General features: G+C 37.9%; 10 protein-coding genes and 1 pseudogene. 9 read left to right on the forward strand and 2 right to left on the reverse strand.

Annotated elements, in window-relative coordinates; translation table 11 throughout:
- The 9 genes and pseudogenes from G7Y57_RS18060 to G7Y57_RS16005 all read left to right on the forward strand — a co-directional run.
- Window positions 1-143 (forward strand): annotated as a pseudogene (locus G7Y57_RS18060) (IS5/IS1182 family transposase); the annotation flags it as partial.
- 18 nt (window positions 144-161) lie between these two features.
- Complete coding sequence (locus G7Y57_RS15970) at window positions 162-1634, forward strand: S41 family peptidase (RefSeq protein ID WP_165026439.1); 1473 nt, start codon at window positions 162-164, stop codon at window positions 1632-1634.
- A 12-nt stretch (window positions 1635-1646) separates the two neighbouring features.
- Window positions 1647-4088: a bifunctional aspartate kinase/homoserine dehydrogenase I gene (thrA, locus tag G7Y57_RS15975; protein WP_165026442.1), complete on the forward strand. Its 2442-nt coding sequence runs from the start codon at window positions 1647-1649 to the stop codon at window positions 4086-4088.
- A 145-nt stretch (window positions 4089-4233) separates the two neighbouring features.
- Window positions 4234-5442: a cofactor-independent phosphoglycerate mutase gene (locus G7Y57_RS15980; RefSeq protein ID WP_165026445.1), complete on the forward strand. Its 1209-nt coding sequence runs from the start codon at window positions 4234-4236 to the stop codon at window positions 5440-5442.
- Between the two features lie 278 nt (window positions 5443-5720).
- Entirely contained in the window at window positions 5721-6326 is a 606-nt protein-coding gene (locus tag G7Y57_RS15985; protein ID WP_255491486.1) for an RNA polymerase sigma factor, read from the forward strand.
- A gap of 91 nt (window positions 6327-6417) precedes the next feature.
- Window positions 6418-7569 (forward strand): FecR family protein, encoded by a 1152-nt coding sequence (locus G7Y57_RS15990; protein WP_165026448.1) that lies wholly within the window; start codon window positions 6418-6420, stop codon window positions 7567-7569.
- Window positions 7570-7878: 309 nt separating this feature from the next.
- A complete protein-coding gene (locus G7Y57_RS15995) occupies window positions 7879-11427 on the forward strand; it encodes a TonB-dependent receptor (protein ID WP_255491487.1) in 3549 nt (1182 codons plus the stop codon).
- A gap of 13 nt (window positions 11428-11440) precedes the next feature.
- On the forward strand, window positions 11441-13231 hold the full coding sequence (locus G7Y57_RS16000; protein ID WP_165026451.1) for a RagB/SusD family nutrient uptake outer membrane protein: 1791 nt from the start codon (window positions 11441-11443) through the stop codon (window positions 13229-13231).
- A gap of 15 nt (window positions 13232-13246) precedes the next feature.
- Window positions 13247-14092 (forward strand): endonuclease/exonuclease/phosphatase family protein, encoded by an 846-nt coding sequence (locus G7Y57_RS16005; protein ID WP_165026454.1) that lies wholly within the window; start codon window positions 13247-13249, stop codon window positions 14090-14092.
- A 262-nt stretch (window positions 14093-14354) separates the two neighbouring features.
- On the opposite strand, the gene G7Y57_RS16010 is transcribed toward G7Y57_RS16005, so the two are convergent.
- Together G7Y57_RS16010 and G7Y57_RS16015 are read right to left on the reverse strand one after the other, a co-directional pair.
- Window positions 14355-15176 carry an aldo/keto reductase gene (locus tag G7Y57_RS16010; RefSeq protein ID WP_165026457.1) on the reverse strand — a complete coding sequence of 274 codons (822 nt, stop codon included), beginning with the start codon at window positions 15174-15176 and terminating at the stop codon, window positions 14355-14357.
- 55 nt (window positions 15177-15231) lie between these two features.
- Window positions 15232-15840: an NAD(P)H-dependent oxidoreductase gene (locus tag G7Y57_RS16015; protein WP_165026461.1), complete on the reverse strand. Its 609-nt coding sequence runs from the start codon at window positions 15838-15840 to the stop codon at window positions 15232-15234.
- Window positions 15841-15872 lie beyond the last annotated feature (32 nt).

Genomic DNA, 15872 nt, shown 5'->3' on the forward strand with positions numbered 1-15872 from the left:
AAAGAACGAATGCCTGGATGGATTCATACAGGACATTGCTTAATCGCTTTGAAACAACAGTGTCGAGTTGGAAGGCTTTCAATTATATCGCTTTTATAACGATATTTTTAAAGAAAATTTACAAAAACAAAAAGTCTAGATGACTTCAAAATTTGATTTTTATGAAAGCTATATTTCAGGTATTTTTTCTGACACTTGTAAGCATGGTGCTTTTTAGTTCTTGTAGCGATGATGACATAGAGAATGGTAGAACCAGGCCATCGGGTCAGCAGACAGATAATCAATATGTGAACAATTGGGTCTATGAGAAAATGGACTCGTTCTATTTATGGAGAGACAAACTCCCTGCGAAAGAAAACATAAACTTCGACTCTTCCCCTTACGATTTTTTGGACGGTCTTATATATCCCTTCAATGAGCAAACACACGAAGGCGATCGCTTTTCATGGATACAGGAAAGTTATGTAGATCTTGTAAATTCATTAAATGGAGTCTCATCTTCCGATTTAGGGTTCGATTACAATGTTTATTTAAAAGCAGAAGGTAGTACAGAAGTAATATATGAGGTCTTATATATTAAAAAAAATACGAAAGCCGAGAAGTCCGGACTCAAAAGAGGTGATATCATAGAAAAAGTCGATAATACAACTGTTACCTTAGACAATTGGTCATCACTCTTATATCAGAATAAAAATAGCTATACATTCAGTTTAGTAAATCAATCTAATCCTATCACAGTAGAAGTAACTTCTAACTATATAGAAAATCCTATTTATTACAGTAATATTTACACAAAAGGCTCTCACAAAATAGGGTATTTAATCTACAACTTCTTTTCTCAAGATAAAGGCGACGGTACTAAAAGTTATGATACGGCACTTGCTGATGAATTTAGTAACTTTTATAGCGCAGGTATCACTGACTTGATATTAGATTTGCGATATAATCCGGGAGGATATGTTGAAAGCTCTAAATATATAGCTAGTGCGATAGTTCCCAACAGAGACATATCCAAATTATATGTATATTATAAATACAATGACCTAATACAGCAGGCCTACCAAGAAAACTATGGCGAAGAAGTTTTTAATAATTACTTTGCCGACAAAATCGCCATATCGAACAGGACTACCTATCCGATACCCAAGTTGGGCGATAAACTAAACAATACTCTATACGTGCTTGTGACCAGAAATACAATGTCTGCCAGCGAGTTAATTATAAATGGTTTACGGCCATATATGAATGTTGTTTTGATAGGTCAGACAACGATCGGTAAAAATGTAGGATCATTTTCATTCTATGAGCCTAATGATTCACGTAACAAATGGGGACTACAACCCATCTGTTTCCAAACATACAACTCGCTAGGAAAATCAGAATATGCAGCAGGGTTTAAACCGGATGACGGATTTGAAGTTTATGAAAATATGGCACCATTGGGAGATACTGATGAAATGTTTTTAGCTACGGCAATTGCTAAAATAACAGGAAGTCCACTACCTAGTGCAAAGAAAAATTCGCCGGATTTAAAGCCGATAGGATCATCTCTTAATAAGAAAGGTACGAAGGGAATACTTATAAATCCTGCTCAATTTAATAAACTTAAAACAACGTCACTAAAGAATAATTAGTACATTTATCTTATGAAAGTAATGAAATTTGGCGGAACCTCTATCGGAACTGCAACCAATATATACAATGTAAAGAAAATAATTAGTTCGGTAGATGAGCCCAGTGTGATAGTTGTTTCAGCTTTCAAAGGCATAACTGATAAATTAATAAAGACTTCTTGTTTGGCTGCAGCCGGAGATACTCTTTACGAAAAAGAATTCAGAGAGATTGTATCTGAGCACCTTACTATTCTCGATGAGCTTAACTTCGATGCGCATACAAAAGCAAAAGTGAGCACATCGGTTAACTTACTACTCGAAGAATTGAGTAATATATTTAAAGGTGTGTTTCTTATCAATGACCTTTCGCACAAGACTTCTGATAAAATTGTGAGTTATGGAGAAAGGCTTTCATCTACTGTTATTAGTTATGTATTTACCGACTACCAGTTATTAGATGTAACCAAACTAATAAAAACAACATCAGAATTTAATAAGCATACCCCCGACATCGAATTGTCGAACGAATTGATAAAAGCCGCATTTAAATCTTCGACTCAGAAAGTGTTAGTTGCCGGATTTATATCGAGATGTAGGGATACAGACGAATATACAAATTTAGGTCGTGGAGGTTCTGACTATACTGCATCTCTGTTCGCATCGGCACTTGATGCACGTATTTTAGAGATTTGGTCTAATGTCGATGGATTTATGTCGGCTGACCCTAATGTAATCAGCAGTGCTCATGTGATTGACAAGCTAACATTTACAGAGGCAACCGAGTTGTGTAACTATGGAGCTAAAATCATTTATCCGCCAACCCTTTTCCCTGTTTATCATAAGAATATACCTATTCGAATAAAAAATACATTCAATCCGGATGCACCAGGCACCTATATCTCTCACGATGGTGGAGAGCAAAAAGGTAAAGCTCTGATTACAGGGATCTCATCTATCGATGATACTTGCCTTATCACTGTACTTGGTTTGGGTATGGTAGGTATTATTGGTGTCAATTACCGCATCTTCAAGGCGCTGGCTAAAAATGGAATTAGTGTATTTCTTGTATCGCAAGCATCTTCAGAGAACAGTACTTCTATCGGAGTCGGTTCTGCCGATGCTCAACCTGCTGTGCATGCACTCGAAGAAGAGTTTGCCCACGAAATTTCATTAGGCAGTATAAATAGAGTGCAACTAGAGCAAGACTTGGCAACAGTCGCCATAGTAGGCGAAAATATGAAATATACTCCCGGTATTGCGGGCAGATTGTTCGAAACTCTTGGGAAAAGTGGCATCAGCGTTATTGCCTGTGCACAAGGAGCATCTGAGGTAAATATATCCTTTGTAATAAAGAAGAAATATTTACGCAAAGCATTGAATTCCATTCACGATTCGTTCTTCCTATCCGAATATAAAGTACTAAACCTTTTCATCACAGGAATAGGTACTGTTGGAAGTAATCTGATAGAGCAGATAAAACAACAGCAGCCCAAACTTATTAAACAATATTCGTTGAAGCTAAATGTGGTGGGCGTTGCAAGGGGGCGCAAAGCATTACTTTGTCGCGAAGGAATTAATCTGGATACTTATAGAAGTGACTTAGATAACGAGGGAATCGCCAGTTCACCTGATATTCTGTGTGAGCGTATTATTGAGATGAATATTTTCAATGCTGTATTTGTTGATTGTACGGCAAGTGATTCTGTGGCAAGCATCTATTCCGATCTGATGACGCATAATATTTCCGTGGTGACCGCCAATAAAGTCGCTGCGTCGTCCAGTTACGAGAACTATATAAATCTTAAGAATATAGCCCGCGAACGAAATATCAAATTTTTATTCGAAACTAATGTAGGAGCGGGGTTGCCCGTTATCAATACAATGAATTCGCTGACCAATTCGGGTGACAAGATTATAAAAATAGAAGCTGTGCTTTCGGGCACACTCAATTTTATATTCAACACGATGAGTAAAGATATTCCATTCAGTAAAACTATCTATCAGGCAAAGGAAAAAGGATTTGCTGAACCTGATCCTCGTATTGACCTTAGTGGAATGGATGTTGTTCGTAAGTTAGTTATTCTTACCCGTGAAGCAGGTTACAGAGTAGAACAAGCCGATGTGAAAAAGAATCTTTTTGTTCCTCAAAAATACTTCGATGGCTCGATAGAAGAATTCTGGGAGACCATCAACGAACTGGATACAAGCTTTGAAGAGCGTCGTCAAAAACTGGAAAGTGAAGATAAGCGCCTCCGCTTTGTAGCTAAATACGAAAACGGACAATGTGAAGTAGGACTTCAGGAAGTAGGGCAGAATCATCCGTTTTATGATCTTGAAGGAAGCAACAATATAATCCAGATTACCACCGAACGTTATAATGAATATCCGATGATAATAAAAGGATATGGTGCCGGAGCAACAGTTACGGCGGCAGGTGTTTTCTCAGATATTATCAGCATTGCTAATATACGCTAAGCCTCCCCAACCCCTCCGAGGGAAGGGCTTAGGCTAACCCATAATACATAATAGAATAACAATTAAAACAAACTCTCAATATTTGACTCATAGTGGAGAAATATAATTCCTCCCTATAGGAAGGTTAGGAGGGGCTATATTTAGAATGAAAACAATTATAATTTTAGGAGATGGAATGGCTGATGAGCCGATTGCCTCATTGGGAAATAAAACTCCGTTACAAGCTGCGCACAAACCTTACATTGATTTGCTTGCAGCTAAGGGTATGAGTGGTGAATTAGATACAATTCCTGTGGGATTTAAGCCGGGCAGCGAGATTGCAAATCTTTCGGTGTTGGGTTACGATGTACCCAAAGTATTCGAAGGTAGAGGCTCGCTCGAAGCAGCAAGTATGGGCATTGACATCCTTCCCCGAGAAATGGCTATGCGCTGTAATTTGATCTGTATCGAAGATGGGAAAATAAAAAACCATTCGGCAGGACATATTTCAAGCGAAGAAGCTGCAGAACTAATTCGTTTTCTGGATAAAGAATTGGGCGATGATAAATTGAGCTTCTATCCGGGAGTATCATACCGTCATTTACTGAAGCTGAAGGGTGGAAATAAAGATTTAGATTGTACCCCTCCTCACGATGTTATCGGAACTCCATTCGAGAAGGTAATGATTAAAGCGGTGTCGGCCGAAGCACAGGAATCTGCTGATTTTCTGAATAAAGCTATTTTGAAATCACAAGAGCTTTTAAAAGACCATCCTATAAACAAGAAGCGTATTGCAGAAGGCAAAGACCCTGCGAATAGTATATGGCCTTGGTCTCCGGGCTATCGTCCGCAAATGGAAACATTACAAGAGCTATTCGGTATCAATAGTGGTTCTGTAATATCGGCTGTCGATCTTATAATGGGTATCGGTGTATATGCCGGATTGAAAGTGATACATGTAGAAGGCGCAACAGGTCTTTATGATACCAACTACGAAGGAAAAGCAGAAGCTGCTATTGAAGCTCTTAAGAATGATGATTTCGTTTATCTGCACATCGAAGCAAGCGACGAAGCTGGGCATGATGGTAATGTAGAATTAAAAACAAAAACAATAGAATATCTCGACAATCGTGTGGTGCGTACGATATATGAGGCGACTAAAGATTGGGATGAGCCTGTAACAATTGCAATTCTACCCGATCATCCGACACCTTGTGCCCTGAGAACACATACTAATAAACCCATACCATTTTTGATTTACCGTTCGAATGGTAAGGCTGATGATGTGCAGGTATATGATGAGTTCGAATCGCCTAAGGGTGCCTATGGCTTACTGAAAGGTCGCGAATTTATGGAGACTTTGTTTGGTAAATAATTTGAAATCCTCAGTTCGTAAATTATAAAGGTCTAAGATCTCATTTAGACAAAGAAAATAAATAACGAAGCAACAATATTATTATTACATTTATGGTGTTTTACCTTGTGGTGAAACACCATAATTATATGTAGTAGTTTATTTACCTGAAAAATAGCATTATATGATTTTAGAATAAGGGTTATCTTGATAGACCTTGTTTTTGATATAGATATTTTACCGACTAATTGTAAATGTTTATATTTGTTATAGAGCTAATACCAAAACAGCACATTTTTATGAGTAATGATATCCATAATATGAATGAATATTCAGCTTTATGGTTTGCGTATTTAGAGGGCGACAAAAAAGCTTTTTCATCTTTATACAGATTAAGCTATAAGTCATTGTATTCGTATGGAATTAGCTTTGGAATAGAAGATCAACAGATACGGGATACAATTCAGGAATTATTCTTAAAGCTTTATTCGGGACCCAAACTTGTGAAAGATCCTGCCACGCTTCGTGCTTATTTATATGCCTCTATGAGAAACTCATTCATCAATTATCAGAAGATTCAACGAAGGCAACTTTGCCTTGAACAGGGCGAAGAGTTCCATCTGAAATATTCTATAAATAACGTAGCAATGGAAGATAAAGAGGAGAAGGAAGCTATAAAAATAAAATTGGATAACCTACTAAAGCTTCTGACGCCACGTCAAAAAGAGATTATCTATTTGAGATTCTTACACCAAATGGAGTATGAGGAGATATCACGGATAATGAATTTGTCGGATCAGGCTGCACGAAATCTTATACATAGGGCTATGAAGAAAATGCGTGATAATGATTCGAATTATATGAGTTTACTCTCTATTATGGTCTTATTGCCAGTTGATTTCTAATAATACTTTAAGAAAATTAAAAATAAGGAGGAAAGGCTGATTACAAAATCAGTCTTTCCTTGTATTAGTATATAAAGTAGATTATCTAAATATGAAAGATTACTCCAAATATAACAGTATTAATGACTTTATTTTCGATTCTGAATTTGTTGAATTAGTCAAAAAAAATAACCAGAGAGAAATAGAGAGGATCATAACCTCTTTTCTTGGTAAAGAAGCGTTAGTAAAAGATGCAATATTATTATTGCGATATTTTACAATTGAAGAAGAAAAAATAGAAGAAGTGCAAATAGAAGAAGATTTGACGGATTTACTTCATCAAATAAGACAAAGAAATAAAAAGAAGAAGCGAATGCTATTTGTAGCTTCAGTTGTGGCTGCTAGTATCGCTGTATTCCTTTTCACTATACCATATTCAAATACAGATAAACCGAAAGAGGCAAAAATTGAAATATTTTCTCTTTTAGATCAGATGAATGTAGATATGGATGAAGTGCATATAGTGAATGGTAAGTCGAATACTTATATCGATAATAATGAAATAATAGAGCAAAAGGAAGATGGTGGCGTAATAATCAGGGGTGACGAAAAAATCGAATCGTCTGATATTGAAAATGAATATTTAAAAGTAATTGTGCCAAACGGTAAACGAACAAGTATCCGCTTTAGCGACGGATCATTAATAAAAGTGAACTCCGGTTCTAAGATAATATATCCCAAACAATTTAGTAGTACCTCAAGGGATATTTATATAGATGGAGAAGCGTATCTGGAAATTGCGCCGGATGATGCAAAACCTTTTTTTGTTCATACCAAATTGCTTGATGTCGCTGTATTTGGCACTAAGTTTAATATAAATGCTTACAGTGCCGATTCAGAAGGTTCTGTCGTATTGGTAGAAGGGAGTGTAGAAGTCGCTTCATCAGAAGACAAAAGTTTATTGAAGCCTAATCAGGGTCTTTTTTATAAAGATGGTAAGACAGAATTGAAGGATGTGGATGTATCGTTCTATATCTCTTGGATAGACGGAATTATGAAATTGAAGGGTGACCACTTGAGTACTATACTTAATAACCTCTCTCGTTATTACAAACTTGATATAAGATTCAGCAACAGGCTTTCAAATGAGGTTTATAAAGGCAAAATTAATCTGAACGATTCAATAGAGACAATACTCAACAACATATCCTTAAGTACGCCATTGTCTTACACTAGAAATGGCAATACGATATACATTAAATGACTAATCTTAATCTTAAACCTTAAATCTTTAATTTATGAAAAATAACGAAGTACTTACTTATCCTCCGTAGCATTGTCTGGATTGACAAATAAAAAATAGTTGTTAACGATCTGATACTGATAATAATCAGTACATAATTGTATCATTTTTACCAATAAGAAGATATCCTTATTGTTACGATGTGTTAATAGAATAGCTCAATTTTTTAATTATTGTGTAACCTCTACTTAATAATAAAAAAAGAATTTTGCATTGCTAAAAAACACCGTATTTAATGTACTAATTTCTAACAAACAAACACTTAAACTTATGGAAGACAAGGTAATGATGCCGGTCGAAAAATCGGAGAATCGTATCTTATTACGAATGAAAAGGGTCTGTTCGCTCTTGTTACTTCTCGGCTACATGTGTAGCTTGCAGGCGCATAACGCAGTGGCTCAGACAACAAGTATTTCTTTGCAGTTAAAAAATGTCAGCCTGGAGACATTATTTACTGAGATAGAGAAATCCACAGATTACATTTTTCTGTATAAACAAAATCTGGTCAGCGACAAGCGAGTCTCTGTGAATACTACGAACGAGAGTGTCGAAACTATTCTTACTAACACGCTCGATTCACAAAATCTTGCTTACCATATAAATGGAAAACAAATTATAATTACAAAGAAAAATGAAAGTCCTGTTATTGCTCCTCAGGAAGTTGTACAATCCACGCCCGTCAAAGGAGTGGTTTTGGGCACAGATGGCGAACCTCTTATTGGTGCTTCGGTATCGATAAAAGGAACAACTACCGGTACGATGACTGATATTGAGGGGCGTTTTTCGCTCAATGCAAAGAAGGGTGACGTCTTGGTTTGCTCCTATATTGGTTTCAATACTAGAGAGGTTCATTTAGCTTCAATAGACAAAGAACTCAACATTGTTCTCACCGAAACCCAGAATATTATGGATGAGGTGGTAGTTGTTGGATATGGAACACAGAAAAAGGCAAACCTTACAGGAGCTGTTGATCAGATAACCAGCGAAATTTTCGAGAATCGTAATGTTCCCAATGTTACGCAAGCATTGGAAGGGGCAATTCCCAATCTTAATATTTCATTAACGGATGGTAAGCCGGGTACCACGGCATCGTATAATATTCGTGGTAAAACTTCCATCGGGCAAGAGGGTAGTGCTCTTGTGCTCATTGACGGAGTTGAGGGAGAGCCATCTATGCTTAATCCCAATGACATTGCCAGTGTAACTGTTTTGAAGGATGCCGCTTCTGCTGCTATCTATGGTGCGCGGGGATCATTTGGAGTGGTACTCATTACCACAAAAGACCCTGCTAAAGACAAAGTATCTATTACTTATTCGGGTAATGCTTCTATAAAAAGACCGGTTATAGTCCCCGATTTGGTTACCGATGGATATACGTTTGCCAATTATTTCAACGATTCGTGGAGTGCATGGAATGACTATTCGCAAACCCCACAGAATGTAAATAAAACCTTGAAGTTCTCAGACGATTACTTGAAAGAGCTTCAACGCAGATCTACCCAATCGGGTCTTCCTGATGTGGAAGTTAATTCCAATGGCGATTATGTTTACTATGGTAGTACAGACTGGTATAAAGAACTATATAAAAATAACACCTTCGCCAACGATCATAACTTAACGGTGACAGGTAGTAGTGGTAAGGCTAGTTATTATGTTACAGGTCGATATTATGGTCAGGACGGTATATTCCGATATAATACGGATGACTATAGTATGTATAATTTACGTGCTAAAGGTTCTGTACAGGTTTTTAATTGGTTGAAGGTCGATAATAATATCGAATACTCATTGATGAAATATCATAATCCGCTTAATGTGGGTGAAGGTGGTAGTATTTGGAGAAATATAGCCGATGAGGGGCATCCTCTTTCTCCTATGTTTAACCCCGATGGGACATTGACACATAGTGCTGCATACACAGTCGGTGATTTCTGGTATGGGAAAAACGGGCAGGATACGGAAAGACGCATAGTGAGAAATACAACTAGCTTTACCGCAACTTTCCTTGAAAACAAGTTTCGTGTAAAAGGTGATTTCACATTTCAGAATAAAGACGACGATCGTAAACGGATACGTGTTCCGGTTCCTTTCAGTCGTAAACCGGGAGTAATAGAATATGTGGGTAGCAGTACCAATGATATTGAATTGATAAACAGAACGACCAACTATTTGGCATCTAATATTTATAGTGAGTATGAGAATACTTTTGCTAAAAAGCATTATTTAAAAGGAATGGTTGGCTTCAACTATGAGGAGAGTACATTCAATAGAGCTAATATTCAGCGAAATGGCTTGATTTATAGTGATGCTGATGATTTGAATCTAGCATTGGGTAATCTTACTACTACATCGGGAGATTATCAGAAGTGGAAGATAGCAGGAGGCTTTTTCCGTGCGAATTATGTATTTGACAGCCGCTATCTGCTAGAAGTGAATGGTCGTTTGGATGGTTCTTCTAAGTTCCCAACTGATGAACAATACGGATTTTTCCCTTCCGTTTCTGCCGGATGGCGTATATCGGAAGAACCTTTCTGGCAAGTGAACGATCAGGTTCTATCGGATCTGAAAATTCGTGCTTCTTATGGATCATTGGGTAATGGTAATATTCCTCCATTTAGATTCTTGGAATTATTGAATATAGCACAATCAGGCAGGATATTAAATGGCGGACGTCCTCAGGCAATAAGTAACCCAAAGGTACTTCCATTAGGTCTGACATGGGAAACAGCGACAACATCCAATTTTGGTCTCGATTTTGGCTCATTGGGAGGACGCTTGCGCCTAACAGCCGACTATTATATTCGTAAAACAACAGATATGTTTACTCCCGGTATGACATTACCCGATGTTTTCGGAGAAGAGGTACCCTATGGAAATAATGCCAATATGACGACGCAGGGATATGAAATATCCGTAGCGTGGAACGATAAGTTTACATTGGCCAACAAGCCATTCCGATATGAGATACGTGCATCTCTAGCTGATGCAAGGTCTACAATCGATAAGTATAATAATCCCGAAAGAAAATTGGGAGATGGTATATATTATGAAGGACAGAGGGTCGGCGAAATATGGGGTTATGTGACCGAAGGTTTCTTTACATCGGAAGCAGACATTGCAAACCATGCAGACCAATCTCTTTTCAAATCGAGCACGAGTGGTAAATGGCTACCGGGAGACATTAAGTTCAAAGATCTTGATGGCGATGGAGTTATAGACTATGGAAAGAATACTGTGGATGACCCGGGTGACAAAAAAGTTATTGGTAATACCGAACCTCGTTATGTCTATAATTTCATGTTGAATGCCGAGTGGAATAACTTCTCGTTCTCTACATTCTTTCAAGGTGTAGGAAAACAAGACTGGTATCCCGGTCCCGAAGCCGGATTATTCTGGGGACAGTACAATCGCCCGTATAATGATATGCCTAAATCACAGCTTGGTAATATATGGACAGAGGATAATCCTGATGCTTACTTCCCTCGCTATCGTGGCTACATTGCTCAGAATGGATCGGGAACTTTGCGCCAACCTCAGACAAAGTATCTGCAAAGTGTGGCTTATTTGCGTCTCAAAAATATTCAGATCGGATATAATTTGCCACAGAAATTTATTTCGAGGATAAAAATGCAGAATGCACGCATCTATCTTACCGGTGAAAACTTATGGTGCTGGTCGCCTTTGTATAAGCATACCGATAATATGGATGTAAGTTCAATCGATGGATCGGATAGGGATTTAACAAGCGGTACAAGTGGTAATGGATGGAATTATCCTTTGCTGAAGAGTGTTACGTTTGGTCTGTCTCTTACATTTTAAAATAAATATGTATATGAAAAAGATAATATTTGCATTATTGATGATTTGTGGTTTCGTTTCGTGTAATTTGGACGAAAATCCTAAATCGAATGTTACAAAAGAACCTGTTTTTAACAGTGAAGATGGATTGAAGTTATACACTTATTCATTCTACAATATTTTGCCGAGTGCATCTGCTGCTACTCAAATGGATAATATGTGTGATTATTCGGTGAGAACTCAGGTTCCCGACTTTATTCGCGAAGGCGCATATAGCTCACAGCGAAGCGACATTGGTTGGGATTGGCAAGACTGGCAGAGGCTACGTAATATCAACTATTTTATCGGGAACTGTAATAGCCCCTCTTTGCCGGAAGCAGTGAAACAGAATTATATAGGAATCGCCCGTTTCTTTCGTGCTTACTATTATTTCGATAAGGTGAAGCGCTATGGCGATGTTCCATGGATTAATAAAGCGATGGAAACAGAAGATCCCGATCTGTATTCGGGACGTGATTCCAGAACCTTAGTGATGGATTCGGTTTTGAGCGATCTGGATTATGCGAGTAAACATATTATTATGGATACCGATCCGACATCTTCGCTGATAACTAAAGCAGTTGTATATGCTTTTAAATCGAGAGTCTGTTTGTTTGAGGGTACTTTCAGAAAATATCATACAGAGTATAATCTGTCGTCAACTGCTGATGAATGGCTAAAAGAATCTGTAGACGCAGCCAACGAACTGATGACGAATGCTAAGTTTAAATATACTGTATATACTGCTTCCGGTATATCTAAAGCCTATCGTGAATTATTTACAAGTCAGAAAGCAATCCAGTCCGAAGTGATACTTGCTTCTGTATGCGATAAATCACAAAGTGTATTGAATGATGCCAACTGGTGGTGGACAAGTTCTACTTACGGATCACGTATTAGTTTGAGTCGTGTTTTTGTGAATACTTATTTAAATTTAGATGGAACTGCATTTACAGGTAATCCGGGTTATAAAACAATGGTGTTCTCAGATGAAGTGAAAAATAGAGATAAACGCCTTGAACAAACAATTCGCACTCCCGGATATCAAAGAATAGACGGTGGGGTTGCTGTTGCCGCACCTCCTATATTCTCGTACACCTATACAGGTTATCAACCGATTAAGTTCTGTCTGGACGATGTATATTATGATAGTGGTTCTAATAATGATAACACAATCCCTTTGATACGTTATGCTGAAGTGCTGTTGAATTACGCTGAAGCTAAAGCTGAACTGGGTACACTTACCAATTCGGATTGGGAAAAGACTGTTGGAGCCTTACGGGCAAGGGCTGGTATTACAGGTGGATTGAATGCCAAGCCAACAACTATCGATGCTTATTTTCAAGCTAGTTATTTCCCCGAAATATCTGATCCTACTTTATTGGAGATAAGAAGAGAACGTTCTATCGAACTTGTATTCGAGGGTCTGCGCTTCCCCGATATTATACGATGGAACAAGGGAAAATTGATAGAAATGGATTGGAACGGTTTCTATGTTCCGGCTATAGAAGTACCTATGGATTTGAATAATGATGGAATCCTGGATGTTTGCTTCACCTATCAGGATCCTGTTAAAGATCCGATTAAAGGTGTTACTTATGTGAATGTCGACCCGAACAAGGGTGGTAAAGTGAATCCGCAACAACTTAAGAATGGAACCAGTGGAGAATTAACATGGCTGAACAATCTTCCTCGTAAATGGAATAACAAGTTCTACCTATACCCTGTTCCAGAATCCGCAATATTAATGAATCCTAACCTGAAACCTCAAAATACAGGTTGGTAAATAATAATATACACTATGAAAAATGTAATTATTCTTTTAATCTCTTTATTTTCTGTGTGCGGATCTTTATCCGCACAGCAGAAAGTAAAAATGAATGTAGCTAGTTTTAATCTTCGTTACGATAATCCCGGAGATGGTATAGATACATGGTCTAATCGTAAGGATATGGTTACCTCACTTATTCAGTTTCACGATTTCGATGTATTTGGTACTCAGGAAGGTTTAATTAATCAGATAAAAGCGATTGCAGAAAGCGATACTTATGCTTATGTCGGTGGTGGTCGTGACGACGGAAAAGAAGCGGGCGAACATTCTGCTGTGTTCTATAAAAAGGAGCGGTTCGAACTTTTAGATAAGGGAGATTTTTGGTTTTCGCAAACACCCGATGTCCCGTCTTATGGTTGGGATGCAGTGAAACATCGTCGCATTTGTTCGTGGGCAAAACTGAAAGAAAAAAGCAGCGGTAAAGAATTTTATTTCTTTAGTTTGCATTTCGACCATCAGGGAGTTGAGGCTCGTCGTGAATCTGCAAAGTTGCTTATCGATAAAATAAAGGCAATTGCAGGGAATATTCCGACTATCTGCGTGGGCGACTTTAATTCCAAACCTTTGGATGAACCTATCCAGATAATAAAAAGGGCGGATTTTGTTCTGGACGCGCGCGAAATAACTAAAACTCCTCCTTATGGTACATTGGGTACTGTGAGCCAATTTAAGATGGAACCCAACATGAAAGATCGTATCGATTATATCTGGGTCACTAAGGGGATTACGGTTAGCAGGTATGCAACGCTAAACGAGTCACAATATGGACGTTTTCCTTCTGATCATTTTCCGATAATGGCAACTGTCATTTTCTAAATTAATGTGAGCTTGAAATAAACATTATATAATTATGAGTCTGGATTTATCTTTCGTTCATTCTGTCATCCCGATACGCAGTGAGGGATCTCGACTATTTCTTGTTATAGGATAACAGATCCCTCCTTTCAGTTCGGGATGACAAATTCGACATTACCTATATCGAACCCGTTAAATTAAGAGAGGCATTTAAATAATTCAGGCCGTAAAGTATTACTTTACGGCCTGAATTATTTAAGACTATTCCGAATAAGGAATATACTTAGAAGTTGAAAGTCTCGGGATCGGCTCCTAAACGTAAGTTCTTATTTAGAGCATTTATCTGTTTAGCTTCTTCCCCTGTCAGTTTAAAATCATCGATGCTAAGATTTTCTATCAACCTTGCTTTGTGCACCGATTTAGGTATTACTATAACACCACGTTCTACATTCCAGCGAAGTACAACTTGTGCCGGCGATTTCCCATGTTTCTTTGCTATCTCTACTACAACAGGATTAGATAAAACATCCGATTGCCCTGCGCCCAAAGGCCCCCATGCTTGAGGATGAATACCTTTTTCTTTGCAGTATTTCACCACAGACTCTTGTGTGAGATAAGGGTAGCATTCTATTTGGTTTACAGCGGGAACAATTTCGGCTTCTTTCAATAAATCATCCAAATGATGTGTATTGTAATTGCTTACACCAATCGCTTTTGCCTTACCGCTTTTGTAGACCTCTTCCATCTTTTTCCAGATACTTACATAACTCTCTTTCACAGGCCAGTGAACGAGGTACAGATCGATATAGTCGGTACCTAGTCTTTTCAAACTGGCATCGATAGCTTCCTGTACTTTACCGGAGCGCTGATCGTCATTCCAAAGTTTAGTAGTCAGGAATATCTCTTGGCGGCGAACCCCCGAATCTTTTATTGCTTTGCCTACCGCTTCTTCATTGCCATATATCATTGCAGTATCTATATGTCTGTATCCGACAGATAATGCTGTTTTAACTGTTTCGGATGCTATATTAGCATCCTCTACTCTGAATACGCCGACCCCCACTGCCGGAATCTTTATGCCATTATTTAAAATAAACTCTTTCATATTCTTCTTTTTATCAGGTTATTACCCAAAGTTAAACTTTTACTTAGAAATCCGTTTATAATGATTTTGAAATAATGTTAAGATGCTCAATATACTCCTTTTTATCTTGTTCTATCTTTTCGGGAGTAACATCTTTTTCCATTTCGTGAAAGTTAAAACCCTGAACTTTTGATAGACCAGTGAATCGATTCATCTTATGGACACCCATCATTACATCATCTACACTATGTTCGTCGAAGAATTCGCCCGGCACGGTAAATGCCTCTATAGGCGCATTCCAACTTGTAGTAAGCATGTATTTTCGTCCGTGTAATGAACCTCCTGTTCCATAATGCAATTTAGGGCTATCGTTGTGTCGGCTTCTACCGTCACTCACATAAATACCGGCTTTGTGTCCTGCTGTGAAAACAAGATCGATGTATTCTTTTAGTTTATAAGGTAGGTGAAACCACCAAACAGGTGTATGATAGATGATTAGATCTGCCCATACAAAGTTTTTTACTTCTTCTTCGGGTATGTAAGGCTCATTGATGTTAGTTATCTTAACTTCGGCCGACAGTTCATTCTTGAAGAACTCAGCAGTCCAGTCGGTTAGTGTCGCATTAAATGTACCACCAGAGTGTGCAAAGTGCTGACCTCCATTGATTATAAATATCTTTTTCATAAACGATTCTTTATTTTTAAATTATAATAGCA

The organism is Dysgonomonas sp. ZJ279 (genome assembly GCF_011039205.1).
In the GTDB taxonomy this organism is placed as follows: Bacteria; Bacteroidota; Bacteroidia; order Bacteroidales; family Dysgonomonadaceae; genus Dysgonomonas.

Coding starts and splice junctions, on each gene's coding strand:
- G7Y57_RS15970 (WP_165026439.1), top strand. CDS start 162: ATGAAAGCTATATTTCAGGTATTTTTTCTGACACTTGTAAGCATGGTG.
- thrA (WP_165026442.1), top strand. CDS start 1,647: ATGAAAGTAATGAAATTTGGCGGAACCTCTATCGGAACTGCAACCAAT.
- G7Y57_RS15980 (WP_165026445.1), top strand. CDS start 4,234: ATGAAAACAATTATAATTTTAGGAGATGGAATGGCTGATGAGCCGATT.
- G7Y57_RS15985 (WP_255491486.1), top strand. CDS start 5,721: ATGAGTAATGATATCCATAATATGAATGAATATTCAGCTTTATGGTTT.
- G7Y57_RS15990 (WP_165026448.1), top strand. CDS start 6,418: ATGAAAGATTACTCCAAATATAACAGTATTAATGACTTTATTTTCGAT.
- G7Y57_RS15995 (WP_255491487.1), top strand. CDS start 7,879: ATGGAAGACAAGGTAATGATGCCGGTCGAAAAATCGGAGAATCGTATC.
- G7Y57_RS16000 (WP_165026451.1), top strand. CDS start 11,441: ATGAAAAAGATAATATTTGCATTATTGATGATTTGTGGTTTCGTTTCG.
- G7Y57_RS16005 (WP_165026454.1), top strand. CDS start 13,247: ATGAAAAATGTAATTATTCTTTTAATCTCTTTATTTTCTGTGTGCGGA.
- G7Y57_RS16010 (WP_165026457.1), bottom strand. CDS start 15,176: ATGAAAGAGTTTATTTTAAATAATGGCATAAAGATTCCGGCAGTGGGG.
- G7Y57_RS16015 (WP_165026461.1), bottom strand. CDS start 15,840: ATGAAAAAGATATTTATAATCAATGGAGGTCAGCACTTTGCACACTCT.